This window comes from Acidovorax sp. GW460-11-11-14-LB4, assembly GCF_059423685.1.
The window spans coordinates 18,182-43,179 of record NZ_JBWKYJ010000019.1; the positions used below are offsets into that span (position 1 = coordinate 18,182).

The window sequence follows — 24,998 nt, forward strand, 5'->3', positions numbered from 1 at the left end:
GATACCGCCAGATCGGGCGGTGTCACATCTTCAATGCTTGGCAGAGTTGCCTGCGCGGCGCTGCGCCAGCCAGGCAATGATCTCGCCCATGATGCCGCGGCGGAAAGCCAGCACGCAGATCACGAAGATCAGGCCCGTGACCATGGTGACGGATTCGCCCAGGGTCTTGAACCATTCCACGCTGGTCAAGGCGGCCAACAGGTTGCCGAATTCGCCGATCTTGTTCTCCAGCAGCACCACCACGGCCGAGCCGATGAGCGGGCCCGACAGCGTGCCCAGGCCGCCTACCAGCGTCATCAGGATGACCTGGCCCGACGCGGTCCAGTGCACATCGGACAGCGTGGCAAAGCCGAGCACCAGGGTCTTGAGAGAGCCTGCCAGGCCCGCCAGAGCCGCCGACAACACAAAGGCCAGCAGCTTGAAGCGGTGCGTGTCATAGCCCAGCGAGATCGCGCGGGGCTCGTTCTCCTTGATGCCCTTGAGCACCTGGCCAAACGGCGAGTGGATGGTGCGCACGATCAGCAAGAACGCTGCGACCACGATGACCAGCGCGACGTAGTACATGACGAGGTCGCTTTGCAGATCGATCACGCCAAACAGCTTGCCGCGCGGCACACCCTGCAAGCCATCCTCACCACCCGTGAAGGGGGCTTGGAGACAGGCAAAGAACAGCATCTGCGCCAGCGCCAATGTGATCATGGAGAAGTAGATGCCCTGGCGGCGAATGGCCAGCCAGCCAAACAGCAGGCCCAGCAGCGCGCCACCGGCGGTGCCGAGCAGCAGGCCTACTTCAGGCGTCAGGCCCCACACCTTGATGGCGTGGCCAGCCACATAGGCGGCGCCACCGAGGAAGGCCGCATGGCCAAAAGACAGCAGGCCGGTGTAACCGAGCAGCAGGTTGAACGCAGAAGCAAACAGTGCAAAGCACATGAGCTTCATCACGAAGACGGGATAGGCGCCGAGAAAAGGCGCGGCAATGAGGGCCAGCAACAGCAGGCCGTAACCAATGGTGGCAGTGTTCTTGGAATTCATGCTGGCGGCCCCTTATTTTTCTTTGCCGAACAGGCCGGCGGGGCGAATGAGAAGAACGATGACCATGATGACAAACACCACGGTGGAAGACGCTTCAGGGTAGAACACCTTGGTGAAACCTTCGATCACTCCCAGGCCCAGCCCGGTCAAGATGGAGCCCATGATGGAGCCCATGCCGCCAATCACGACCACGGCAAACACCACGATGATCAGGTTCTGGCCCATGAGCGGGGTGACCTGGTACACGGGAGCGGCCAGCACACCGGCAAAGGCAGCCAGCGCAGCGCCGAAGGCGTAGGTCAGGGTCACCATCACCGGCACGTTGATGCCGAAGGCTTCCACCAGGCGCGGGTTTTCAGTACCGGCGCGCAGATAGGCGCCGAGCTTGGTTTTTTCGATCACGTACCAGGTGCCGATACACACCACCACCGAGGCCACCACCACCCACGCACGGTAATTGGGCATGATCATGAAGCCGAGGTTGGTCGCGCCTTCTAGCAGCTCGGGAGTGTCGTAGCCCAGGCCCGACACGCCATAGATGGAGCGAAACACGCCTTCGATCAGCAGGGTCAGACCCAGCGTGAGCAGCAGCCCGTACAGGTGATCAAGCTTGTAGATCCAGCGCAGCAGCAAGCGCTCGATCAGCACCCCAAACAGCCCCACCAAGAGCGGCGCCAGCACCAGCATCAACCAGTAGTTGATGCCGAAGTAGTTCATGGCCATCCATGTCAGCAATGCCCCGGTCATGAACAGTGCACCGTGCGCAAAGTTGATGACGTTGAGCAGGCCAAAGATCACAGCCAGCCCCAGGCTGAGGATTGCGTAGAACGATCCGTTGACCAGCCCCAGAAGGAGCTGGCTCAACAGGCCGGGCAATGAGACACCAAAGATTTCCATGGGAGGCAGCAGCAGGTGGAGAGAGTTCAGGTCAGAGGGCCACACCGGGACCGGCGTCCCGCTGGGACAGCTTGGCCGGCGTGGGCCCTCTCAGGGGTTTACTTCCAGAGCGGGCACTTGCTCTCGGCCTTGGTGGTGAACACGGAGTCACCAGGCAGCTTCTTGATCAGCTTGTAGTAGTCCCAGGGCTTGGTGGACTCTGCAGGCTTCTTCACTTCCATCAGGTACATGTCGTGTACGTAACGGCCGTCGGCGCGCAGCTGGCCCGAGCCGAAGAAGTCGTTCATCTTCATGCCGCGCCATGTGGTCATGACCTTGTCGGCGTCCACCGACTTGGCGGCTTCCACGGCCTTGAGGTAATTCATGGTGGCCGAGTAGTCAGCCGCCTGGATTTCGGTTGGCATGCGCTTGGTCTTCTCGAAGAAGCGGGCCGAGAACTTGCGGGTCTCGTCGTTCAGATCCCAGTACCAGCTGGTGGTGAACTGCAGGCCTTCGGTGTTGCGCAGGCCCAGGCTGTGCACATCGGAGATGAAGATCAGCAGGCCGGCGAGCTTCATGCTTTTGCCGATGCCGAACTCCTTGGCAGCCTTGATGGAGTTGATGGTGTCACCACCTGCATTGGCCAGGCCCAGGATCTGTGCCTTGGAGTTCTGTGCCTGCAGCAGGAAGGACGAGAAGTCGGACGCGTTCAGCGGGTGGCGCACAGCGCCCACCACGTTGCCGCCCTTGGCCTTGACCACGGCGGTGGTGTCGGCTTCGAGCGCATGGCCGAAGGCATAGTCTGCCGTCAGGAAGTACCAGCTCTTGCCGCCACCATCCACAATGGCCGAGCCCGTGCCCTTGGCCAGTGCCACAGTGTCATACGCGTAGTGCACGGTGTACGGTGTGCACTGGTCGTTGGTCAGCGCGGAGCTGGCAGCACCGTTGTTGATATAGACACGCTTTTTCTCTGCAGCGACCTTGGCCGAAGCAAGTGCGGTACCCGAGTTGGTTCCCCCAAACAGCATTGTCAGGCCTTGGGTATCGATCCACTCCCTGGCCTTGGAGGCTGCGATGTCGGCCTTGTTCTGGTGGTCTGCTGTCAGCAGCTCGATGGGCATGCCCAGCACCTTGCCGCCAAAGTCATCAATCGCCATCTGAATGGCCACTGCGCCGTTCTTGCCTTCCACGTCCGCATACAGGCTGGACATGTCGGTGATGAAACCGATCTTGACCTTGTCCTGCGCGTGCGCGGCCGAGGTGGCCAGACCTGCAACGCCCAGCATCAGTGCCAGCACTTTGAGTTGTTTCTTCATGGATTTGTCTCCTGTGGGTGTGGTGGAAGAAAATGGTGGGGAAAGGGTGTGGGCGTGGCTCAGACGCCCAGCAGTTCGTTGAGCACAGGCATCTTCGCTTCCAGCTCGGCAGCGCCGAACTTCTCCACGATGCGGCCGTGCTCCATCACGTAGAACCGGTCGGCCAGCGGTGCGGCAAAGCGGAAGTTCTGCTCAACCATGACCACGGTGTAGCCCTTTTGGCGCAGCATGGTGATCATGCGGGCCAGGGCCTGCACAATGACGGGCGCCAGGCCTTCGGAAATTTCATCGAGCAGCAGCAGGTTGGCGCCGGTGCGAAGGATGCGGGCCACGGCCAGCATCTGCTGTTCACCGCCCGACAGGCGCGTGCCCTGGCTGTTCTTGCGCTCGGCCAGGTTGGGGAACATGGCGTAGATCTCCTGCACCGACATGCCCGGCGTGCCCGTCTTGAGGGCGGGTGGCAGCAGCAGGTTTTCTTCGCACGACAGGCTGGAGAAAATGCCACGCTCTTCAGGGCAGTAGCCCACGCCCAGGTGCGCAATACGGTGCGTGGGCATGTTCACGGTTTCCACGCCGTTGATCTTGACCGAACCCTTGCGCGCACCGGTCAGCCCCATGATGGCGCGCATGGTGGTGGTGCGGCCTGCACCGTTGCGGCCCAGCAGCGTGACCACCTCGCCCGGCTGGACGACGATGTCCACGCCGTGCAGCACATGCGACTCGCCGTACCAGGCTTCGAGGTTCTTGATTTCGAGTGCGGGAGCGCCAGCCATCAGTGCGCTCCCTGCAGTTGGCCGTCGGTCGTGCCCATGTAGGCTTCCATGACTTGGGGGTTGTTGGAGACTTCTGCGTAGGGGCCTTCGGCCAGCACGGCGCCGCGCTGCAGCACGGTGATACGGTCTGCGATGGTCGACACCACCTTCATGTTGTGTTCCACCATCAGGATGGTGCGGCCTGCCGAGACCTTCTTGATGAGTTGCGTAACGCGGTCCACGTCTTCGTGGCCCATGCCCTGCGTGGGCTCGTCCAGCAGCATCAACTCGGGCTCCATGGACAGCGTGGTCGCGATCTCCAGTGCGCGCTTGCGGCCATAGGGCAGGTTCACGGTCACTTCATCGGCCAGGTCTTCCAGTCCCACCTCGGTCAGCAATTGCATGGCGCGGTCGTCCAGTTGCCGCAGGGTGCGCTCGCTGCGCCAGAAGTGAAACGAAGTGCCCAGCTTGCGCTGCAGGCCCAGGCGCACGTTCTCGATGAGTGTCAGGTGCGGGAACACGGCCGAGATCTGGAACGAGCGGATCACTCCACGGCGTGCGATCTGCGCGGGCTGCTCCCGCGTGATGTCGTGCCCGTTGAAGCGGATGACACCCGAGGTCGGCTCCAGGAACTTGGTGAGCAGGTTGAAGCACGTGGTCTTGCCCGCCCCATTGGGACCGATCAGCGCATGGATGGAGCCGCGCCGAACGGCCAGGTTCACGTCACTGACGGCGGTGAAGCCCTTGAACTCTTTGGTCAGGCTGTTGGTTTCAAGAATGACGTCGCTCATTGCGCCTTGGCCGCTCCGTAAGGTGCTGAAATGAGGAGCCTTGCAACAAGGTCTCCGGGGAGGTTGGATCGCAACGCATCGTATGTCTCCCTACCCCGCGGTAGATACTGGGACTAATGCCTATGTATAAATGCCTACGTACCCGCCCTGAGGGCGCATGGCGCTGGGGATGTACGGGCGCGGGCAGCGCGCCAATGCTCAATCTGGCGCCGTGGCTGGCACAGAAGACCACACGCGGTGGTGGTGCAGCGCCGCGCCCATCACTGACTTTTTACTGACAAGCCTTGGTATTCACCGCCGTGGGCACCACTTATATCCATAGAGGGGCCGGACCGCGCTCCTTCTGCGGCACCCAGCTGAGCCGCCTACACTGCCATGATGCCCTCCCTCCCCTCCTCCACACCCGCCCGTGGCGCCCCCCGCTCGCTCACGGGACTGCTGCCCTTTTTGCGGCCGTATCGTGCGCGCATTGCACTGTCGTTGGTGTTCCTGGTGCTGGCGGCATTGGCCACACTGGCGTTTCCCATGGCACTGCGCAATCTCATCGATGGAGGTCTGGTCTCTGCGACGGGTGACCGGGGAGCGCAGGCCATGGCCCTTCGCGGGCATTTTGAAGAGCTGTTTGCGGTGGCCATGGCACTGGGCGGGTTTTCAGCCGCGCGCTTTTATATGGTGAGCTGGCTGGGCGAGCGCGTCACCGCTGACCTGCGCAACGCCGTCTATAGCCATGTGCTGCAGCAAAGCCCCCAGTTCTTCGAGACCACCCAAACCGGCGAGGTGCTGTCGCGGCTGACGTCGGACACGACGCTGGTGCAGACCGTGGTCGGCTCATCGCTGTCCATGGGGCTGCGCAATGCGGTTCTGGGCCTGGGTGCCCTGATCATGCTGGTGTGGACGAATCCCTATGTAATGTCGGTGGTACTGCTGGCCGTCGTGCTGGTGGTGCTGCCCACGATGTGGATCGGTCGCAGGGTGCGCCGATTGTCACGCGACAGCCAGGACCGCGTGGCCGACTCCAGCGCCATCGCGGCCGAAGTGCTCAACGCCATCCCCGTGGTGCAAAGCTATACCGCAGAGCCACGCGAGGCCTCAAGGTTTGCGCGGGCCACGGAAGACGCCTTTCGCGCGGCAGTCAAGCGCACCAAGGCACGCGCCTTGCTCGTGGCCTTCATCATCATCGCCAACGCGGCCCTTCTGCTGTGGGGGTTGTACCGGGGCACAGAAGCCGTGCTGGCAGGGCAGATGAGTGCGGGCCACCTGGGCCAGACCGTGGTGTACGTGATTCTGCTAGCGAGCGCGGTGGCAGTACTGGGCGAAGTGTACGGAGACCTGCTGCGTGCTGCCGGTGCCACCGAGCGCTTGATGGAGTTGCTGTCCAGCCAATCCCCGGTGGCGAACCCAGCAATACCCAAGCGGCTGCCCACTTCGGATCAGGGGCTGGAGGTGCAGTTTGACAACGTGCAGTTTCACTACCCGTCGCGCCCGGATCAGCCCGCACTGCAGAACTTCTCGCTGCACCTGTCACCCGGAGAGACGGTGGCACTGGTGGGCGCCAGCGGGGCGGGCAAGACCACGGTGTTTCAGTTGCTGCAGCGCTTTTATGACGTGGATAGAGGCAGGGAGGCGGGTGCTCAGGGTTCACGAGAGGGACGCATCCTATTGAACGGTGTGGACATCCGCGACCTGAGCTTGGACACACTGCGCGCCCATACGGGCACCGTGCCCCAGGATGCCGTGATTTTCTCCGCCTCGGCCATGGACAACGTCCGCTATGGCCGTCCGGACGCCTCCGACGAAGATGTCATAGCGGCCACCCGGGCTGCCTTTGCGCATGACTTCATCGCAGCCCTGCCCGAGGGCTATCACACGTTTCTGGGCGAACGGGGTGTACGCCTGTCGGGCGGCCAGCGCCAACGCATCGCCATTGCCCGAGCCATGCTCAAAAATCCGCCCCTGTTGCTGCTGGACGAGGCCACCAGCGCACTGGACGCAGAAAGTGAGCGCATGGTGCAGGCCGCGCTGGACACCGCCATGCAGCGCCACACGGGCAGAAGGACCACGCTGGTGATCGCCCACCGCCTGGCCACGGTACAAAATGCCGACCGCATCGTGGTGCTGGACCACGGTCAGATCGTGGAGCAAGGCACCCACAGCGCATTGATGGTACAAGGTGGGGTGTATGCGCGTCTGGCTGCACTGCAGTTCACCAGTTGATCCCGGCACCATTCCGCAAGGTCTACCCCCTGGACCGGGTGCAGTGGCTACTGCAGGGTTTCCTTGACTGCCGCTGGCAGCGGCATGACGGCAATGCCCTCATCCAGCAGCTGCAACGCCTCCTGCGCGGTGGCCTGGCCACGAATGGCCCGATCCTGAATCTCGCCGTGGTGCATGCGCCTGGCTTCATCGGCAAACCGGGAGCCGACATCTTCGGTATTCGCGACGACCTTGCGGGCCAGCTCCAGCCACGCTGCCTGTAGTGCTGGCGGAAGCGTTAATGCCTCGACCTGCGCGCTGGAAACAGCATGTGAAACAGAAGTTGTGCCGGACGGTGCCGCCGCAGCTGCGGAGGGCTCGCGGGCGCCCAGATTCAGGCGCGGCGCGCTCAGCCGCTTGTCGATATGGACGTCTGCGCACAAAGGGCACTGCACCAACCCGCGCTGCTTCTGGCTCTGAAAGTCATCTTCAGAACCAAACCAGCCTTCGAACACATGGCCGTGCTGACATTGGAGATCCAGTACCTTCATAAGATGCATCGTACGCTGGTGAGCGCGATCCCATGATTTGCGCTACAAGGCACGTCAACGTCCAGGTGCAGAGTTGTGTTCAGAAGTGCTCGACCCCATCTGCCGGCCTACAGCTGGCAACGGGGAAGTGCCCTCAAGGCTTTTTCGAATGGCTCTGCCCGGAACCGACCGCTGCTTCAGCCGTGGCGCCGCAGCAGATACCGATAGACAAACCCGGGGAAGGCGAGCGTGAGAAACATGGTGCCGGTGATGGCGTAAAACTCCCAGCCCTGAGGTGCAATTTGGCCTGCACGACGCTCCAACAACAGAGCCATCCCGCCCACCAAGAAGTACAAAGCGATCAGTTCGGCCATGCGCCCGACCAGAGGCTTGCCGTTGGCGACGGAGGGGCCCACCACCAGCCAGCGCTGATTGACGAAGGGCAGATTGGCGGCAATCAAAGCCGCCACAATCACAAGCCAAACCGAACCGGTGAGTGACACAGAGGAACTGATCGAGGCAGCAAATTGGGAATGGGAGCAGTAGCCCGCGCGGCGTGTGCGCGCAGGCTAGCGATCAGGTCGCCAGTGCGCGGACCACGGCGTCGGCACACAGGGCCATCAAACCGCCTGGCAGCAAGCCCAACACCAGCACCAAAGCGCCGTTGATGGTCAGCACCACGCGCACATCGGCGGGCGCCGATACATTGGTAGCGGTCAAGGGTGCGTCGAAATACATGACCTTCACCACCCGCAGGTAGTAGAACGCACCGATCAGCGACATGATCACGGCAAACACAGCCATCGCCATGTAGATGGTCTGCCCCGAAGCGATCAGGGCTTGAAGAACCGCCAGCTTGGCATAGAAGCCCACCAGAGGAGGAATACCTGCCATGGAGAACAGGCAGACAGCCATCACGCCAGCGTACAGGGGGCTCCGCTGATTGAGGCCTGCGAAATCGGAAATCTCTTCGCTCTCAAAACCTTCCCGGGCCAGCAGCAGGATCACACCAAAGGCCGCCAGCGTGGTCAACACATAGGTGATGACGTAGAACATCGAGGCGCTGTAGGCGTTCTCCACCGCAGTGGCGTCCACGTTGCCATTGATGACCCCGGACATCAGGCCCAGCAGCACAAAGCCCATCTGGGAGATGGTGGAGTAGGCCAGCATGCGCTTGAGGTTGGTCTGCGCAATGGCTGCCAGGTTACCCACGAGCAAAGAACCAATCGCCAACACGGCCAGCATCTGCTGCCAGTCGATAGCCAGCGGCAGCAGACCATCCACCAGCAAACGGATGGTGATGGCAAATGCAGCCAGCTTGGGCGCACCACCAATCATCAGCGTCACTGCAGTGGGTGCGCCCTGGTAGACATCAGGAATCCACATGTGGAAGGGCACCACCCCCAGCTTGAAGGCCAGACCGGCTACCACAAACACCAAGCCGAACACCAGCACCTGATGCTTGATCTGACCGGAATTGACTGCCTTAAACACCTGGCCAATATCCAGCGAGCCCGTAGCACCGTACACCATGGACAACCCATACAGCAGGAAGCCACTGGCCATGGCGCCCAACACAAAATACTTCATGGCCGCTTCTGTAGCAGTAGCGTTGTCGCGACGCAATGCCACCAGGGCATAGCTCGACAGCGTGAGCAATTCAAGCCCCAGGTAGATCACCAGGAAGTTGTTGCCCGAGATCATGATGAACATGCCGAGCAAAGCGAACATGGACAGCGTGAAGAGTTCGCCCCCCCGCAACATGTCGCGGTCGGCAGCATAGGGGCGGCCATACACCAGGGTGACCATCATGGCCACGGTGGCAAAACACTTGAGCCAATTGCCCATGGCGTCACTCACCACCATGTTTCCAAAACCGTAGAAGGTATTACCGCTGCTGGCATACATGGCCTGCAGGGCAGCCACCACGGCCAGCGTGAGCATGGTCAGCACGTAGGTGCTGGTGCGACGAGGGCTGTGTACGCCCAGATCAACCAGCGCAATCACGCAGGCCATCGTCAACAGCACAATTTCGGGGTAAATCGCTAGCCAGCTGATGTTGTCAATCATCTCGAATCTCTCAGTTCAGTCTGGTCTGTTCAGTTCAGCTTGGTCTGCGCGACATGCTTGAGCAGTTCTGCCACCGAGGTGTCCATCACGTCGGTGAACGGACGGGGGTAGAGGCCCATGGCCAGCACCGCGATGCCCAGCACAGCAAGCACCAGGAACTCGCGGCTGTCGATGTCCGTCAAGCCCTTGACGTTGTCATTGCCCACGGGGCCCAGGTACACACGCTTGAACATCCACAAGGTGTAAGCAGCACCAAAAATCAGCGCAGTGGCGGCAGCCAGGCCGATCCAGAAATTGGCCTTGACGGCACCCAGGATCACCATCCACTCACCCACAAAACCGGCCGTACCCGGCAGACCGCAGTTGGCCATGGCAAACAGCAGGGCAAACGCCGTGAAGTTCGGCATGGTGTTGACCACGCCACCATAGGCGGCGATTTCACGGGAGTGCACGCGGTCGTACAAGACACCGATGGACAAGAACATCGCACCGGACACAAAGCCGTGCGCAATCATCTGGACAATACCGCCGGACACGCCCAGGTCGTTGAAGATGAAAAAGCCCAAGGTCACAAAACCCATGTGCGCCACCGACGAGTAAGCCACCAGCTTCTTCATGTCCTTCTGGACCATGGCCACCAGGCCCACATAAATCACGGCGATCAGCGACAAGGCAATCATCAGCCAAGCCCACTGGCGTGCAGCGTCAGGAGCGATTGGCAGCGAAAACCGCAGAAAACCGTAGGCACCCAGTTTCAGCATGATGGCGGCCAGCACTGCTGAACCGCCCGTAGGCGCCTCCACGTGCACATCGGGCAGCCAGGTGTGGACGGGCCACATGGGCACCTTCACAGCAAAGGCGGCAAAGAATGCGAAGAACAGCAGGGTCTGTGCACGTCCGCTCAACGGTAGCTGATGCCAGGTCGCAATGTCAAAGCTGCCACCCGACTGGTTGTACAGGTAGATCAGCGCGATGAGCATCAACAGCGACCCGAGCAGCGTATACAGGAAGAACTTGAACGCTGCGTAGATCTTATTGGGGCCGCCCCAGATGCCGATGATCAGATACATCGGGATCAGCGTTGCCTCGAAGAACACATAGAACAGAATGCCATCGAGTGCGCTGAACACACCGATCATGAGCCCCGAAAGGATCAGGAAAGCTCCCATGTACTGGTTCACGCGCTCCGTGATCGACTCCCAGGAAGCAATCACCACAATGACGGTGATGAATGCTGTCAGCGGCACGAACCAGAAGGAAATGCCGTCCACCCCAAGGTGGTAGTGGACGTTGAAGCGCTCGATCCAGTCAGCCTTCTCCACAAACTGCATGGCTGCTGTACCCAGCTTGAAGCCATCGTACAAAGGCAGCGTGACCAGGAAGCCGATCAGCGCGCCGACGAGCGCCAGCCAGCGCACGGCACGCGCGTGCTCATCGCGCCCGATGGCGAGCAACAGCACGCCAAACGCAATCGGTGTCCAGATTGCAAGACTCAACAGACCCATTTGTTGTTTTCCTTATTTGATGAGCTGCATGAAAACATCGCCCCAGACAAACCAGGTCATCAGTGCGAATACACCCAGGATCATCACCAGTGCGTAATGGAAGATAAAGCCAGACTGCGCCCAGCGGACTACTCCCGCGACGCCACGGACCAGCTTCCAGGACCCGTTGACCAGGGCGCCATCGATCACAGCCTGATCCCCACCCTTCCAGAGACCCACGCCCAGCGCACGTGCACCACGGGCCAGAATGTTCTCGTTGATCCAGTCGAGGTAGTACTTGTTTTCAAGCAACGTGTAGATGGGCTGTACGCGCGCCTTGATCGCCGTGGGCAACGCAGGATTGACCATGTACATGTAGTACGAAAGCGCAACACCTGCCAATGCGAGCCAGAACGGCGCCGTCTGCAGACCATGCAATGCCATGGCCCAGGCGCTGTGGAAATGCTCCGCCATGTGTGCCATGGAAGGATGCTTGGCCGCATCCACAAAAATGACATCCTTGAAGAAGTCCCCAAACAGCATGGGCTGGATGAACAGGAAACCCACCACCACCGAAGGAATGGCCAACAGCACCAGAGGCACCGTCACCACCCAGGGAGACTCGTGCGGTTCGTGGTGATCATCGTGGCCGTGGCCATGGTGATCGTCGTGGTGAGCATCCGGATTCTGGTCGTAACGCTCCTTGCCATGGAAGACCAGGAAGTACATGCGGAAGGAATAGAACGCCGTGATGAACACACCCGCGAGCACTGCGAAATGTGCAAAACCGGCTGCAGGCAGATGGCTGAAGTGCACCGCCTCAATGATGCTGTCCTTGGAATAGAAACCAGAGAACAGCGGCGTACCGATCAGGGCCATCGAACCCAGCAGCGAGGTGATCCAGGTGATGGGCATGTACTTGCGCACACCGCCCATCCAGCGGATGTCCTGGTTGTGGTGCATGCCCATGATGACCGAGCCTGCGCCCAGGAACAACAAGGCTTTGAAGAACGCATGGGTCATCAGGTGGAACACAGCCACCGAGTACGCCGAGGCGCCAAGCGCTACTGTCATGTAGCCGAGCTGCGAGAGCGTCGAGTACGCCACCACGCGCTTGATGTCGTTCTGGATGATGCCCAGGAAACCCATGAACAATGCTGTGATGGCACCGATCACCAGGATGAAGTTGAGCGCAGTGTCCGACAGCTCGAACAGAGGCGACATGCGCGACACCATGAAGATTCCGGCGGTCACCATGGTAGCAGCGTGGATCAGAGCTGAGATGGGAGTCGGACCCTCCATCGAATCAGGCAGCCAGACGTGCAAGGGAAACTGCGCTGACTTGCCCATAGCGCCGATGAACAGGCAGATGCAGATCACCGTGACGAGCATCCAGCTGGTGCCGGGGAACGACACAGAGCCCAGTTCACCCGCCTTGGCGAAGATCTCGCCATAGTTCAAGGTGCCGGTATACGCTGCGATCAGGCCAATGCCCAGAATGAAGCCAAAGTCGCCGACACGATTGACCAGAAACGCCTTCATGTTGGCGAAGATGGCAGAAGGCTTGTTGAACCAGAACCCGATGAGCAGGTAGGACACCAGACCCACGGCTTCCCAGCCGAAGAACAGCTGCAGCAGGTTGTTGCTCATGACGAGCATGAGCATGGAGAAGGTGAACAGCGAAATGTAGGCAAAGAAGCGGTTGTAGCCCTCGTCTTCTTCCATGTAGCCAATGGTGTAGATGTGAACCATCAGCGACACAAAGGTCACCACCACCATCATCATCGCCGTGAGGCTGTCGATCAGGAAGCCCACTTCCATCTTCAAGCCACCCACCACCATCCAGGTGTACAGGGTTTCGTTGAACCGGGCACCATCGAGCGCCACGCTCTTGAGCGTCATCGCCGAGAGGATGAAAGCAACCAGCACCCCGAGGATGGTCAGGGTATGGCTCAGGCGACGACCGATCCAGTTACCACCGAAGGTCGTACCGAAGACGCCGGCCAGTACGGCGCCTGCCAGCGGTGCCAACGGCACTGCCAGGAGGGTTGAAGCAGAGAGGGTTTGACTCATTCTTGAGAACCTTGGGAATACTCGCGACCCATCAACCCTTGAGGGTGTTGAGGTCTTCCGCGTTGATACTGGATTTGTTGCGGAACAGCAGCACCAGGATGGCCAGGCCGATCGCCGATTCAGCGGCTGCCACGGTCAGGATAAAGAACACGAACACCTGGCCGTGCATGTCTCCCAGGTAGTGGGAGAACGCCACGAAGTTCATGTTCACGGCCAGCAGCATGAGCTCGATCGCCATCAGCAGCACGATCAGGTTCTTGCGGTTCAGGAAGATGCCGATCACAGCGAGCGCAAACAGCATGGCGCCCAGCGACAAAAAGTGGCCCAGAGTCAATGTCATGCTTTTTTCTCCTCGGCAGCAGCTTGCGCAGGCTCTTCAGCATCAGGCTTTTGGGTGGCGGCCACCTTGACCACTGCCAGACGATCGGCCGCACGCACTCGGATCTGCATTGAAGGATTGATGGCCTTGCTGTCCTTGCGCTGACGCAGGGTCAGTGCGATGGCAGCCACCATGGCCACCAGCAAAATGACTGCAGCGATCTCAACGGGATACAGATACTGGGTGTACAGCAGCTTGCCCAACGCCTTGGTGTTGGAGTACGGGACCACATGACCAGCGGCATCGACCATGGCAGCGACGGCCTTGGGCTCTTCCATGCCGCGGAATCCGCCCATCAACACGGCAGCCATTTCCAGGGCGATGACCGCCCCAATGAGGGCCGCCAAAGGGAAATGCTTCCAGAACCCCTTGCGTACGGTATCGATATGAATGTCCAGCATCATCACCACGAACAGGAAGAGCACCATGACCGCGCCCAGGTACACCAGCACCAGCGCAATTGCCAGGAACTCTGCCTTGAGCAACAGCCAAACAGCCGCCGCCTGCGAGAACGCAAGGATGAGATACAGCACTGCATGCACAGGGTTACGCGCAGTGATCACCCGGAAGGCTGCAAACAGCAGCACCACCGAGAAGAGATAGAAGAAACCAGTCTTGGCGTCCATGAATCGGGTCTTTATAGAAAGTCTGGCAAAGAGGCTGAACCCCGTACCGCTCAGCGGTACTTGGCGTCTGCAGCCTTGGCTGCCGCAATTTCACCTTCGTACCGGTCGCCCACGGCCAAGAGCATGTCCTTCGTGAAATACAGGTCACCACGCTTTTCGCCGTGGTATTCAAAGATGTGTGTCTCGACAATCGAATCGACCGGGCAGCTCTCTTCGCAGAACCCGCAGAAGATGCACTTGGTCAGGTCGATGTCATAGCGCGTGGTGCGACGCGAACCATCTGCACGCACATCCGATTCGATGGTGATGGCCATCGCAGGGCATACGGCTTCGCACAGCTTGCAAGCGATGCAACGCTCCTCGCCGTTGTCATAACGGCGCAGTGCATGCAGGCCACGGAAGCGTGGCGACAAAGGCGTCTTCTCTTCGGGAAACTGCACGGTCACCTTGCGGCGAAACGCGTAGCGGCCAGTCAGGGCCATCCCCTTGAGCAACTCCACGAGCATGAAGCTCTTGAAGAAATCCTTGAACGAAAAAGGTGCAGCAGCAGCAACAGCAGTCATTTGTGTCCCCGCTTATTTCCAGATATTCCAAGGCGAGAGCAACCACCCGCCAACAAACAACAAGTACACCAGCGTGACCGGAATGAAGATCTTCCAGCCCAGACGCATGATCTGGTCGTACCGGAACCGCGGGAAGGTAGCCCGGATCCAGATGAACATGGATACCACAAGGAAGGTCTTGAGACCCAGCCAGATCCAGCCTGGAATCCAGTTGAACACCGCGCTATCGATGGGAGACAGCCAGCCGCCCAGGAACATGAGAGCCGCCAGGATGGACACGAGCCACATGCTGGCGTACTCGGCCAGGAAGAAGATCGCGAAGCCCATACCGGAGTACTCGACCATGTGGCCGGCCACGATTTCTGCCTCGCCTTCCACCACGTCGAAGGGATGGCGGTTGGTTTCTGCCACGCCAGAGATCAGGTACACAAGGAAGATCGGCAGCAGGGGCAGCCAATTCCAAGACAGGAACGTCAGGCCCTTGTCTGCGGCCATGCCCCGCCCCTGACCCAGCACGATTTCCGTCAGGTTCATACTGCCCGACACCATGATCACGACGAGGAAACAAAAGCCCATCGCGATTTCGTAGCTCACCATCTGTGCCGAGGCCCGCAGTGCGCCCAAGAATGCGTACTTGGAGTTGGAAGCCCAGCCCGCAATGATCACGCCATAGACTTCGATGGAAGTGATGGCCATCACCAACAACAGACCAGCATTCACATTCGCCAAGGCCACGTCGGGGCCGAAAGGAATGGCCACCCAGGCAGCCAGGGCCGGCATGATGGCCATAACGGGCCCGAGAACAAACAGGCCCTTGCTGGCCGCCGCAGGCTGGATGATTTCCTTGGTCAGCAGCTTCAGTGCGTCAGCAATGGGCTGCAGCAGCCCCATCGGTCCCACGCGGTTGGGACCGTGGCGCACTTGCATGAAGCCCAGCAGCTTACGCTCCCACAAAGTGAGGTAAGCCACGGCACCCATGAGCGGCGCCAAGATGCAGACGATCTTGATCAGGATCCAGAGCACTGGCCAGACGATGCCAGTCCACCACCCAAAGGAGAGCAGGTTCAGGCCCGCGTTGTAGATCGCGTCGATCATGCGGCCACTCCTTCGCGTGCCATGCGTGCGTCGGCAGTGAGCTGCAGCGACGTAGAACGGCGCACCAAGCCGTCCAGTTGATAGATGGATGCCACGACCGGATCACCAGCTGCAGCCGTTGCGGCTGGCGACGCCTTCACTGCATTCGACAACTGTGCGGCGGGCACCTGCGTAACGGCACCGGCAGCGGCGTTCGTCGCACGGGCCAGAACGTCCTGGGAGGTCTCAAAGTCAAAGCCTGGCACACCCAACAGGTTGGCCAGCACGCGCAGAACCTTCCAAGCGGGACGGGTATCGCCCAGAGGGCGCACCACGGCGTGGAAACCCTGTATGCGTCCCTCGGCGTTGACAAAGCTGCCCGAAGTTTCCGTGAACGGAGCAATTGGCAACAAAACGTCACTGAACTCCATGTTGGCCTTGAAGGGGCTCAACGTGACCACCATTTCTGCACCAGCAAGAGCAGTTGCAGCTTGAGCACCCGTCGCAGAATCATGGACGGGCTCGGTGTTCAGCAGCACCGCCGCCTTCAAACCACCGGAGAGCATTTGAGCAGCATTCAGTCCACCGTTGACAGGGTGAGCGCCCGCAAATTGCGCGCCCACCGTATTGGCGGCCTCTGTCAGGTAGCCCACTGTTGCACCGGTGTTCTCTGCAATCCAGTTGGCCCATGCCAGCAACTGCGTAGCTTGCGCGTGGTGCGCCGCCGCATTGCCCAGCAACACCGCCTTGCGCTCCCCGCCCAGCAGCGAGCGGGCGATGGCCTGGGCAGCCTCGCTGGCCGCGCTGGCACCTTGCGGAGCAGGAATGCCCTTTTCATGGGCGATGGCGGAAGCAATGCCTCCGAGCATCTCGACCCACTGGCCGGCACCTTGTGCCACAAATGTCTGCACCGGCATGGCCCAGTCATGGGATACCGAAGCGATGGCACTGACCTGGCAGCCATGGCGGGCCGCCTGACGGATGCGCTGCGCAAACAACGGATGGTCCTTGCGCAGGTTGGAACCCACGACCAGCACGCGCTGGAGCGTGGACAACGAAGCGATGGACGTACCGAGCCAGCGAATACCTTCGGGAGCAGCAAACTCGGCGTTGCGCAGACGATAGTCGATGTTGTCGCTACCAAGTCCGCGCACCAGGGCGCTGGCCAGATACAGCTCTTCCAACGTACTGTGCGGACTCACCAGCGCACCAATGCTGGCAGCGCCGTGGTCGTTCTTGATGTTCTTGAGGCCATTGGCCACGTATTCCAACGCAGTCTGCCAGTCCACTTCCTTCCACACCCCGCCCTGCTTGAGCATGGGCTGGGTCAGGCGGTCGTCACCGTTGAGCGCTTCATAGGAGAAACGGTCGCGGTCGGCAATCCAGCATTCGTTAACAGCCTCGTTTTCAAACGGGACAACGCGCATGACCTTGTGGTTCTTGACCTGAACAATCAGGTTGGCACCGGTGGAGTCATGTGGACTCACCGAGCGGCGGCGCGACAGTTCCCAGGTGCGGGCGCTGTAACGGAAAGGCTTGCTGGTCAATGCACCCACGGGGCAGATGTCGATCATGTTGCCCGACAGTTCAGAGTCCACCGTGTCGCCGGTGACCGTGGTGATTTCAGAATGCTCGCCACGATGGATCATGCCGAGTTCCATCACGCCCGCCACTTCCTGGCCGAAGCGCACGCAACGGGTGCAGTGGATGCAGCGGCTCATCTCCTCCATGGAGATCAGCGGGCCCACGTCCTTGTGGAACACCACGCGCTTTTCTTCCTCGTACCGCGAGGAGGAGCCACCGTAGCCCACGGCCAGATCCTGCAACTGGCACTCGCCGCCCTGGTCGCAGATGGGGCAGTCCAGAGGGTGGTTGATGAGCAGAAACTCCATGACCGACTGCTGCGCCTTGATGGCTTTGTCGCTCTTGGTACGCACGATCATGCCCTGCGTGACCGGCGTGGCGCAGGCTGGCATGGGCTTGGGAGCCTTCTCCACGTCCACTAGGCACATGCGGCAGTTGGCGGCGATCGAAAGCTTCTTGTGGTAGCAGAAATGCGGAATGTAAGTGCCAGCCTTTTCAGCCGCATGCATCACCATGCAGCCCTCGGCGACTTCCACTTTCTGACCGTCCAGTTCAATTTCAACCATATGTTTTCTCGCGATCAGACGGAAGTCGCGGCTTGTGGAGCCTTGTTCCGGATCAGTGCCTCAAACTCGGGACGGAAGTGTTTGATCATGGCGCGCACAGGCATGGCAGCAGCATCACCCAGCGCACAGATGGTGCGGCCCTGGATGTTGTCCGCCACCGAATTGAGCAGATCCAGGTCACCCTCACGACCCTGGCCATGCTGGATGCGATCGATCACGCGCCACATCCATCCCGTGCCTTCACGGCAAGGCGTGCACTGGCCGCAGGATTCATGCGAATAGAAATACGACAGGCGTAACAGGCTCTCAACCATGCTCCGGGAATCGTCCATGACGATCACGGCACCAGAGCCCAGCATGGAGCCAGCCTTGGCGATGGAGTCGTAGTCCATCGTGCATTCCATGATGACGGATGCAGGCAGGACAGGGGCCGATGAACCACCAGGAATCACCGCCTTGAGTTGACGGCCTTTGCGCACGCCACCGGCCAGTTCCAGCAGCTTGGCAAATGGGGTACCCAACGGCACCTCATAGTTTCCTGGCTTTTCGACGTCACCAGATACCGAGAAAATCTTGGTGCCGCCGTTGTTAGGCTTGCCGCACTCCAGATAAGCCGCACCGCCATTGCGGATGATCCAAGGCACAGCCGCAAAGGTTTCCGTGTTGTTGATGGTGGTGGGCTTGCCATACAAGCCAAAGCTGGCCGGAAACGGTGGCTTGAAACGGGGTTGCCCCTTTTTGCCTTCCAGCGATTCGAGCAATGCAGTTTCTTCACCGCAAATGTAGGCACCAAAACCGTGGGCTGCGTGCAGCTGAAAGCTGAAACTGCTGCCCAGGATGTTGTCGCCAAGATAACCTGCTGCCCGCGCTTCTTCCAGAGCGGCTTCAAACCGTTCGTAGGTCTGGAAGATCTCGCCATGGATGTAGTTGTAGCCCACCGAGATGCCCATCGCATAGGCTGCGATGATCATGCCTTCGATGACGATGTGCGGGTTGAACTGCAGGATGTCACGGTCCTTGCAGGTACCAGGCTCGCCCTCATCGGAATTGCACACCAGATACTTCTGGCCGGGGAACGAGCGGGGCATGAAGCTCCACTTGAGACCCGTCGGAAAGCCTGCACCACCCCGGCCACGCAAGCCAGACTCCTTGACAGTGGCAATGACCTGATCCTGCGTCAGGCCCTCTTCACCATCCTTGCCCAGGATACGACGCAGCGCCTGATAGCCACCACGCGCCTCGTAGTCCTTGATGCTCCAGTTGCTGCCATTCAGGCCCACATAGATTTGGGGGTTGATATGGCGGTCGTGGAAACAGGTCTGAACACCCGTAGCTTGGAACTGGGAGAGTATTTGTGCTGCCGTGGTCATCACTGGCCCTCCGCGGCCCGCAGGCCGTCAACGAGCTGGTCGAGCTTGTCGTTGTCCATGAAGCTGCACATCGTGCGATCGTTCACCAGCATCACAGGCGCATCAGCGCAAGCACCCAGGCATTCGCATTGCTGCAGAGTGAACATGCCGTCAGATGTGGTCTCACCCATCGAAACACCCAGCTTCTTTTCCAGGTGATGCAGCGCCTTTTGCCCGTCGCGCAACTGGCAGGGCAGATTGGTGCACACGTTGAGCTTGTACTTGCCCACCGGTTGCTGGTTGTACATGTTGTAGAAGGTCGTGACTTCGTGCACGGCGATCTGCGCCATGCCCAGATAGTCGGCGATCACTGCCTCGCTCTCGGCGCTGACATAGCCCTGCTCTTGCTGAACGATGGACAAGCAAGCCATCACCGCAGACTGCTTTTGGTCCGCAGGGTACTTGGCCACTTCGCGCGCAAACCGCGCCTTGGTCACTTCGGTAATCATCGGTCAATCTCTCCGAACACGATATCCATAGTGCCAATGATGGCGACAGCGTCCGCGATCATGTGGCCACGCGCCATTTCGTCGAGCGTCGCCAGATGCGCAAAACCCGGCGCCCGGATCTTGAGTCGGTAAGGCTTGTTGGCACCATCACTCACCAGATAAATACCGAATTCGCCCTTGGGATGTTCCACCGCCGCATAGGCCTCGCCTTCCGGTACGTGGAAACCTTCCGTGAAGAGCTTGAAATGGTGGATCAGCTCTTCCATGTTCGACTTCATGGATTCACGCGCGGGCGCAGCCACCTTGTGGTTGTCCGTGATCACAGGACCGGGGTTGGCCTTGAGCCAGTCCACGCATTGCTTAATGATGCGATTGGACTCGCGCATTTCCTGCACACGCACCAGGTAGCGGTCGTAGCAGTCACCTGTCTTGCCCACTGGCACATCGAAATCCACACGGTCGTATACGTCGTATGGCTGGGTCTTGCGCAGGTCCCAGGCGATACCGGAGCCACGGAGCATGGGGCCGGTCATACCCAGATTCAGGGCTCGCTCGGGGGGCACCACGCCGATGCCTACCGTGCGCTGCTTCCAGATGCGGTTGTCTGTGAGCAGCGTTTCGTATTCGTCCACACAGCCTGGGAAACGCTGGGTGAAATCGTCGATGAAGTCCAGCAGAGACCCTTGACGATTCTGGTTCAACGCCTCCAGCGCCTTGGCATTCTTGATCTTGCTGACCTTGTACTGCGGCATGCTGTCGGGCAGGTCGCGGTAGACGCCGCCCGGGCGGAAATAGGCCGCATGCATGCGCGCGCCAGAAACCGCCTCGTACATGTCAAACAGGTCTTCCCGCTCGCGGAAGGTGTAGATCAGGATGGTGGAGCTGCCGCAGTCGTTGCCGTGCGAACCCAACCACATAAGGTGGTTCAGCAAGCGCGTGATCTCGGAGAACATCACGCGGATGTACTGCGCGCGCACCGGCACTTCCAGGCCCAGCAGCTTCTCGATGGCAAGGCAGTAGGCGTGCTCGTTGCACATCATCGACACGTAGTCCAGCCGGTCCATGTAGGGCAGTGACTGGATGTAGGTCTTGTGCTCGGCCAGCTTCTCGGTGGCGCGATGGAGCAGACCGATATGCGGGTCAGCGCGTTGCACAACCTCGCCGTCCAGCTCCAGCACCAGGCGCAACACACCGTGCGCCGCAGGGTGCTGCGGACCAAAGTTCAGGGAGTAGTTCTTGATTTCAGCCATGATGGATCACATGAGGCGCGAGGCGACTCAGTGCAGGCCTCCGTACTTGTCTTCGCGGATGATGCGGGGCGTGATTTCCCGCGGCTCGATGGACACGGGTTCATACACGACACGGCGCTGCTCGGCGTCGTAACGCATTTCGACATGTCCAGACAAGGGGAAATCCTTGCGGAAAGGGTGCCCGATAAATCCGTAGTCCGTGAGAATGCGGCGCAGGTCGTTATGACCATCAAACACGATGCCAAACAGATCGAAGGCTTCGCGCTCGTACCAGTTGGCTGCATTCCACAACTCAGCTACCGAAGCAACGACCGGGAAATCATCGTCTTGGCAGAACACCTTTACGCGCACTCGCTGGTTGAGGCTGACCGACAACAGGTGCGACACCACACAGTAGCGTGCACCCTCGTGGGCTGCATCGCCATATGCAGAATAGTCCACACCGCACAAATCGATCAGCTGCTCGAAACGGCAACCTTCCGAATCGCGCAGCAAGCGCATCGCATCCAGATAGTCCGCAGCAGCGACCACCAGGGTGACCTCATCGAGAGCGACCGAAATCTGGCGCACTTTGGCACCCAGCGCCGCAGAGATATTCTCTTTAAGCTTCTCAGGCCGAATGGCAACAGCTGTCATCATCAACCCTTCAGACACGAGCAATGGTGTTGGTGCGGCGGATCTTCTGCTGCAGCTGGATGATCCCGTAGATCAGAGCTTCTGCCGTCGGAGGGCAACCTGGCACATAAACATCTACCGGCACGATGCGGTCACAACCGCGCACCACCGAATAGCTGTAGTGGTAGTAACCACCACCATTGGCACACGAACCCATCGACAAGACCCAGCGCGGCTCGGACATCTGGTCGTACACCTTGCGCAGTGCGGGGGCCATCTTGTTGCACAGTGTGCCTGCCACGATCATCAGGTCGGACTGACGAGGGCTGGCACGGAACACTTCCGCACCAAAACGACCGATGTCATACCGGGCCGCCGCAGCGTGCATCATCTCCACAGCACAGCAAGCCAGACCAAACGTCATCGGCCACAGAGAACCGGTCTTGGCCCAGTTCACCACGGAGTCGTAACTCGTGGTGATGAAGCCTTCCTTCATCACGCCTTCAATCATTGCATTGTCCTTGTTGAAGTCCGCTCATTCCCAATCCAGGGCGCCCTTTTTCCATTCGTAGGCAAAACCCACGACCAGAATGGCCAGGAAAATCACGACCGCCACAAAACCGGCCACGCCCACCTCGTGCAGCGTGACCGCCCACGGGAAAAGGAATGCGATTTCCAGGTCGAACAGAATGAAGAGAATGGCCACGAGGTAGTAGCGCACATCGAATTTCATGCGCGCATCCTCGAAGGCTTCAAAGCCACATTCGTAGGGGGAGTTCTTTGCGGCATCCGGGCGGTTGGGGCCCAGTATGTAGCCGAGTACAAGGGGGACAACGCCTACGGCGATGCCGACCAAGATGAACAAAAGGACGGGGAGGTACTGATCGAGGTTCATCTTGAGGATGTGCTCACCGCTGTGGCCTTGCCCGTCAGGACCCAAGCCGGGTCATGCAGGCAGGCCTTTGTTTTGGTGCCGTCGGCGAGACTCGAACTCGCACAGCTTTCGCCACTACCCCCTCAAGATAGCGTGTCTACCAATTTCACCACGACGGCTGATTTTTGCATCTGGATGGCATGAGGAACCTTGCGGCTTTGGCTTTCCAGACAATCCAGAATTCTACTCCGGAAAAACCCTGCTTCGGCCCTGCGAGCCGAAATTCAGTTCAATTATTTGGTCGGGATCTGCGCGGCGCCCGAAGCGGGAGCGGCAGGCGCTGCAGGCACCTCAGAAGCAGGTACGCCGGCAGGCACGGCAGCGGCTGGCGTTTCCAGAACGCTGCCCGAACTGGCGGGACGAGCGTTGCCAAAGTAGGCCAACGCGAGCGTAGAAACAAAGAACACTGCAGCCAGCACGGCCGTGGTACGGGACAGGAAGTTGGCGCTGCCGCTGGCGCCAAAGAGGCTGCCCGAACTGCCGCTACCGAAAGCCGCCCCCATGTCGGCTCCCTTGCCATGCTGAATCAAGATCAGGCCGATCATGGCCAGGGCCGCCAACATCTGCACCGCCAAAATCACATTCACGATCACGTTCATTCTCTGTTCACTCCTGATTGAATTGTTTGACTCGCAGCCGCTTCAACGGGCGGCCGCAATGATTTGTAGAAAGTCGGGCGCCTTCAGCGAAGCCCCACCGACCAGGCCACCGTCGATATCGGGCTGCGCCAGCAACTGGGCTGCATTGGCCGCATTCATGCTGCCGCCATACAGCAACCGGATGCGGTCCGCATGCTCGCTCGCAGCTGCCAGCTGGGTGCGCAGCACGGCATGCACGGCTTGCGCCTGCTCCGGCGACGCAGTGCGACCCGTGCCAATGGCCCACACTGGCTCGTAAGCCACCACGATCTCGCTGATGCAATGACCGTTGAGATGAATTACCGCTGCGAGTTGCCGCTTGACCACCGCCTCGGTCAGTCCCGCTTCACGCTCCTGCAGTGTTTCCCCCACACAGACCACCGGCGTCACACCGGCCGCCAGCGCGCGCTGGGCCTTCTCCGCCACGATCGCGTCCGTTTCACCGTGGTACTGGCGGCGCTCAGAGTGCCCCACCAGCGCATAGCGCACACCAAAATCCTTCAGCATGGCCACCGATACCTCACCAGTGTAGGCACCCGCCTCGTGGGAAGACACATCCTGTGCTGCCACCGCAATGGCAGTGCCGGCGGTCAACGCCTGCACCTGCGCCAGATAGGGCGCAGGCACTGCGACGGCCACATCACAAGCCACATCTGCAGCACCCGCAATCAAGGCCTTCAACAACGCTTCGTTGGCAGCGAGGCTGCCATTCATCTTCCAGTTGCCAGCGATGAGTTTTTTCTTGTTGTTCATGATTACCACGTCAAAACAATCTTGCCAACGTGCTGGTTGGACTCCATCAGCGCATGGGCTTGTGCCGCATCCGCAGCAGCAAACGTGCTGTGGATGACCGGACGCACCTTGCCCGCTGCCAGCAAGGGCCAGACATGCTCACGCAGCGCCCGTGCAATCGCACCCTTGAAAGCCACGGGACGCGGACGCAACGTGGACCCTGTGATGGTGAGCCGCTTGCGCAGCACCAACCCGGCATTGAAACCGCTCTGCACACCCCCTTGCACGGCGATGATGACGATCCGGCCGTCCTCGGCCAGGCATTCGACCTCGCGGGCGACATAGTCACCTGCCACCATATCGAGCACCACATCAACACCACGCGCCTCGGTGATTCGTTTCGCCTCGGCCACAAAGTCCTGAGACTTGTAGTTGACGGCGTGGTGCGCGCCCAGCGCCAGGCACGCTGCACACTTGTCATCGCTCCCAGCGGTGGCAATCACGGTAGCACCGAAGGCACGTGCCAGCTGAATAGCCGTCACGCCAATGCCACTCGTACCGCCTTGCACCAGGAAGGTTTCACCGGCTTGCAAACGCGCACGGTCAAAGACATTGCTCCACACCGTGAAGAACGTCTCCGGAAGTGATGCAGCCTCTACGTCACTGAAGCCATCAGGCACCGGCAGGCATTGCACCACCGGCGCCACACACCACTGGGCATAACCACCACCCGCCACCAAGGCGCAAACACGGTCACCCACACGAATGCCCGCCTCTGCCATCGCCAAAGCATCGCCCGACTCAACCACCCCCGCGACCTCCAGCCCCGGAAGATCCGAGGTGCCAGGAGGCGGCGCATAGTGGCCCATTCGCTGCAATACATCTGGGCGGTTGATGCCACTGGCCGCCACGCGGATCAGCAGCTCACCCGCACCCGCTACAGGAGCGGGGCGCTCACCCAGACGCAGCACCTCAGGCCCACCAAACGATGTGATCTCAACAGCATGCATAACGGGGTTTACCGAAGATGGATTCAGATGATTTAGGCCGCTAGCGCATGAT

Annotated in this window: 25 protein-coding genes and 1 tRNA gene; 1 reads left to right on the forward strand and 25 read right to left on the reverse strand. The window is 60.2% G+C overall.

Annotated elements, in window-relative coordinates:
* Positions 1-30 precede the first annotated feature (30 nt).
* From AC07X4_RS09620 to AC07X4_RS09640, 5 genes are all read right to left on the reverse strand, one after another.
* The gene (locus AC07X4_RS09620) at positions 31-1,032 is read right to left on the reverse strand and encodes a branched-chain amino acid ABC transporter permease (RefSeq protein ID WP_056747694.1); all 1,002 of its coding nucleotides are present in this window, start codon (positions 1,030-1,032) and stop codon (positions 31-33) included.
* 12 nt (positions 1,033-1,044) lie between these two features.
* Complete coding sequence (locus AC07X4_RS09625) at positions 1,045-1,929, reverse strand: branched-chain amino acid ABC transporter permease (RefSeq protein ID WP_056061592.1); 885 nt, start codon at positions 1,927-1,929, stop codon at positions 1,045-1,047.
* Between the two features lie 98 nt (positions 1,930-2,027).
* On the reverse strand, positions 2,028-3,224 hold the full coding sequence (locus tag AC07X4_RS09630; RefSeq protein WP_056061590.1) for an ABC transporter substrate-binding protein: 1,197 nt from the start codon (positions 3,222-3,224) through the stop codon (positions 2,028-2,030).
* Between the two features lie 59 nt (positions 3,225-3,283).
* On the reverse strand, positions 3,284-3,997 hold the full coding sequence (locus AC07X4_RS09635) for an ABC transporter ATP-binding protein (RefSeq protein ID WP_056747689.1): 714 nt from the start codon (positions 3,995-3,997) through the stop codon (positions 3,284-3,286).
* Positions 3,997-4,767, reverse strand: a complete 771-nt coding sequence (locus tag AC07X4_RS09640; protein ID WP_015013285.1) for an ABC transporter ATP-binding protein — start codon at positions 4,765-4,767, stop codon at positions 3,997-3,999. Before AC07X4_RS09640 ends, AC07X4_RS09635 begins: the two co-directional genes overlap by 1 nt.
* Before the next feature lie 378 nt (positions 4,768-5,145).
* Between AC07X4_RS09640 and AC07X4_RS09645 the strand changes: the two genes are divergently transcribed.
* A complete protein-coding gene (locus AC07X4_RS09645) occupies positions 5,146-6,981 on the forward strand; it encodes an ABC transporter transmembrane domain-containing protein (RefSeq protein ID WP_494739949.1) in 1,836 nt (611 codons plus the stop codon).
* A 47-nt stretch (positions 6,982-7,028) separates the two neighbouring features.
* On the opposite strand, the gene AC07X4_RS09650 is transcribed toward AC07X4_RS09645, so the two are convergent.
* The 20 genes from AC07X4_RS09650 to AC07X4_RS09745 form a co-directional block, all read right to left on the reverse strand.
* Positions 7,029-7,511, reverse strand: a complete 483-nt coding sequence (locus AC07X4_RS09650) for a DUF1178 family protein (RefSeq protein WP_494739950.1) — start codon at positions 7,509-7,511, stop codon at positions 7,029-7,031.
* Between the two features lie 176 nt (positions 7,512-7,687).
* Positions 7,688-7,993 carry a DUF2818 family protein gene (locus AC07X4_RS09655; RefSeq protein ID WP_494739951.1) on the reverse strand — a complete coding sequence of 102 codons (306 nt, stop codon included), beginning with the start codon at positions 7,991-7,993 and terminating at the stop codon, positions 7,688-7,690.
* 73 nt (positions 7,994-8,066) lie between these two features.
* Entirely contained in the window at positions 8,067-9,560 is a 1,494-nt protein-coding gene (gene nuoN / locus AC07X4_RS09660) for an NADH-quinone oxidoreductase subunit NuoN (protein ID WP_056061579.1), read from the reverse strand.
* 29 nt (positions 9,561-9,589) lie between these two features.
* Positions 9,590-11,065 (reverse strand): NADH-quinone oxidoreductase subunit M, encoded by a 1,476-nt coding sequence (locus tag AC07X4_RS09665; RefSeq protein WP_056061577.1) that lies wholly within the window; start codon positions 11,063-11,065, stop codon positions 9,590-9,592.
* 12 nt (positions 11,066-11,077) lie between these two features.
* Positions 11,078-13,117: an NADH-quinone oxidoreductase subunit L gene (gene nuoL / locus AC07X4_RS09670; RefSeq protein WP_494739952.1), complete on the reverse strand. Its 2,040-nt coding sequence runs from the start codon at positions 13,115-13,117 to the stop codon at positions 11,078-11,080.
* A gap of 31 nt (positions 13,118-13,148) precedes the next feature.
* On the reverse strand, positions 13,149-13,457 hold the full coding sequence (gene nuoK, locus AC07X4_RS09675) for an NADH-quinone oxidoreductase subunit NuoK (RefSeq protein ID WP_005793248.1): 309 nt from the start codon (positions 13,455-13,457) through the stop codon (positions 13,149-13,151).
* On the reverse strand, positions 13,454-14,122 hold the full coding sequence (locus AC07X4_RS09680) for an NADH-quinone oxidoreductase subunit J (RefSeq protein ID WP_056061571.1): 669 nt from the start codon (positions 14,120-14,122) through the stop codon (positions 13,454-13,456). Before AC07X4_RS09680 ends, nuoK begins: the two co-directional genes overlap by 4 nt.
* A 50-nt stretch (positions 14,123-14,172) precedes the next feature.
* Positions 14,173-14,685, reverse strand: a complete 513-nt coding sequence (gene nuoI / locus AC07X4_RS09685; protein WP_010463942.1) for an NADH-quinone oxidoreductase subunit NuoI — start codon at positions 14,683-14,685, stop codon at positions 14,173-14,175.
* Between the two features lie 12 nt (positions 14,686-14,697).
* On the reverse strand, positions 14,698-15,780 hold the full coding sequence (gene nuoH, locus AC07X4_RS09690) for an NADH-quinone oxidoreductase subunit NuoH (RefSeq protein WP_494739953.1): 1,083 nt from the start codon (positions 15,778-15,780) through the stop codon (positions 14,698-14,700).
* The gene (gene nuoG / locus AC07X4_RS09695) at positions 15,777-17,909 is read right to left on the reverse strand and encodes an NADH-quinone oxidoreductase subunit NuoG (protein WP_260666822.1); all 2,133 of its coding nucleotides are present in this window, start codon (positions 17,907-17,909) and stop codon (positions 15,777-15,779) included. Before nuoG ends, nuoH begins: the two co-directional genes overlap by 4 nt.
* A gap of 14 nt (positions 17,910-17,923) precedes the next feature.
* On the reverse strand, positions 17,924-19,279 hold the full coding sequence (gene nuoF, locus AC07X4_RS09700) for an NADH-quinone oxidoreductase subunit NuoF (protein ID WP_056061561.1): 1,356 nt from the start codon (positions 19,277-19,279) through the stop codon (positions 17,924-17,926).
* The gene (gene nuoE / locus AC07X4_RS09705) at positions 19,279-19,767 is read right to left on the reverse strand and encodes an NADH-quinone oxidoreductase subunit NuoE (RefSeq protein WP_494739954.1); all 489 of its coding nucleotides are present in this window, start codon (positions 19,765-19,767) and stop codon (positions 19,279-19,281) included. Before nuoE ends, nuoF begins: the two co-directional genes overlap by 1 nt.
* Positions 19,764-21,017, reverse strand: a complete 1,254-nt coding sequence (locus tag AC07X4_RS09710) for an NADH-quinone oxidoreductase subunit D (RefSeq protein ID WP_056061550.1) — start codon at positions 21,015-21,017, stop codon at positions 19,764-19,766. Before AC07X4_RS09710 ends, nuoE begins: the two co-directional genes overlap by 4 nt.
* Positions 21,018-21,044: 27 nt before the next feature.
* Positions 21,045-21,653: an NADH-quinone oxidoreductase subunit C gene (locus AC07X4_RS09715; RefSeq protein WP_108497213.1), complete on the reverse strand. Its 609-nt coding sequence runs from the start codon at positions 21,651-21,653 to the stop codon at positions 21,045-21,047.
* A 10-nt stretch (positions 21,654-21,663) separates the two neighbouring features.
* Positions 21,664-22,143 (reverse strand): NuoB/complex I 20 kDa subunit family protein, encoded by a 480-nt coding sequence (locus AC07X4_RS09720; RefSeq protein ID WP_007849129.1) that lies wholly within the window; start codon positions 22,141-22,143, stop codon positions 21,664-21,666.
* A 24-nt stretch (positions 22,144-22,167) separates the two neighbouring features.
* Complete coding sequence (locus tag AC07X4_RS09725) at positions 22,168-22,527, reverse strand: NADH-quinone oxidoreductase subunit A (RefSeq protein ID WP_056061547.1); 360 nt, start codon at positions 22,525-22,527, stop codon at positions 22,168-22,170.
* Between the two features lie 73 nt (positions 22,528-22,600).
* Positions 22,601-22,685: transfer RNA gene (locus AC07X4_RS09730), tRNA-Leu, on the reverse strand.
* Positions 22,686-22,799: 114 nt separating this feature from the next.
* Entirely contained in the window at positions 22,800-23,165 is a 366-nt protein-coding gene (gene secG / locus AC07X4_RS09735; protein ID WP_494739955.1) for a preprotein translocase subunit SecG, read from the reverse strand.
* Positions 23,166-23,207: 42 nt separating this feature from the next.
* On the reverse strand, positions 23,208-23,957 hold the full coding sequence (gene tpiA, locus AC07X4_RS09740) for a triose-phosphate isomerase (RefSeq protein WP_056747675.1): 750 nt from the start codon (positions 23,955-23,957) through the stop codon (positions 23,208-23,210).
* A 2-nt stretch (positions 23,958-23,959) separates the two neighbouring features.
* Complete coding sequence (locus AC07X4_RS09745; protein ID WP_056747674.1) at positions 23,960-24,946, reverse strand: NAD(P)H-quinone oxidoreductase; 987 nt, start codon at positions 24,944-24,946, stop codon at positions 23,960-23,962.
* Positions 24,947-24,998 lie beyond the last annotated feature (52 nt).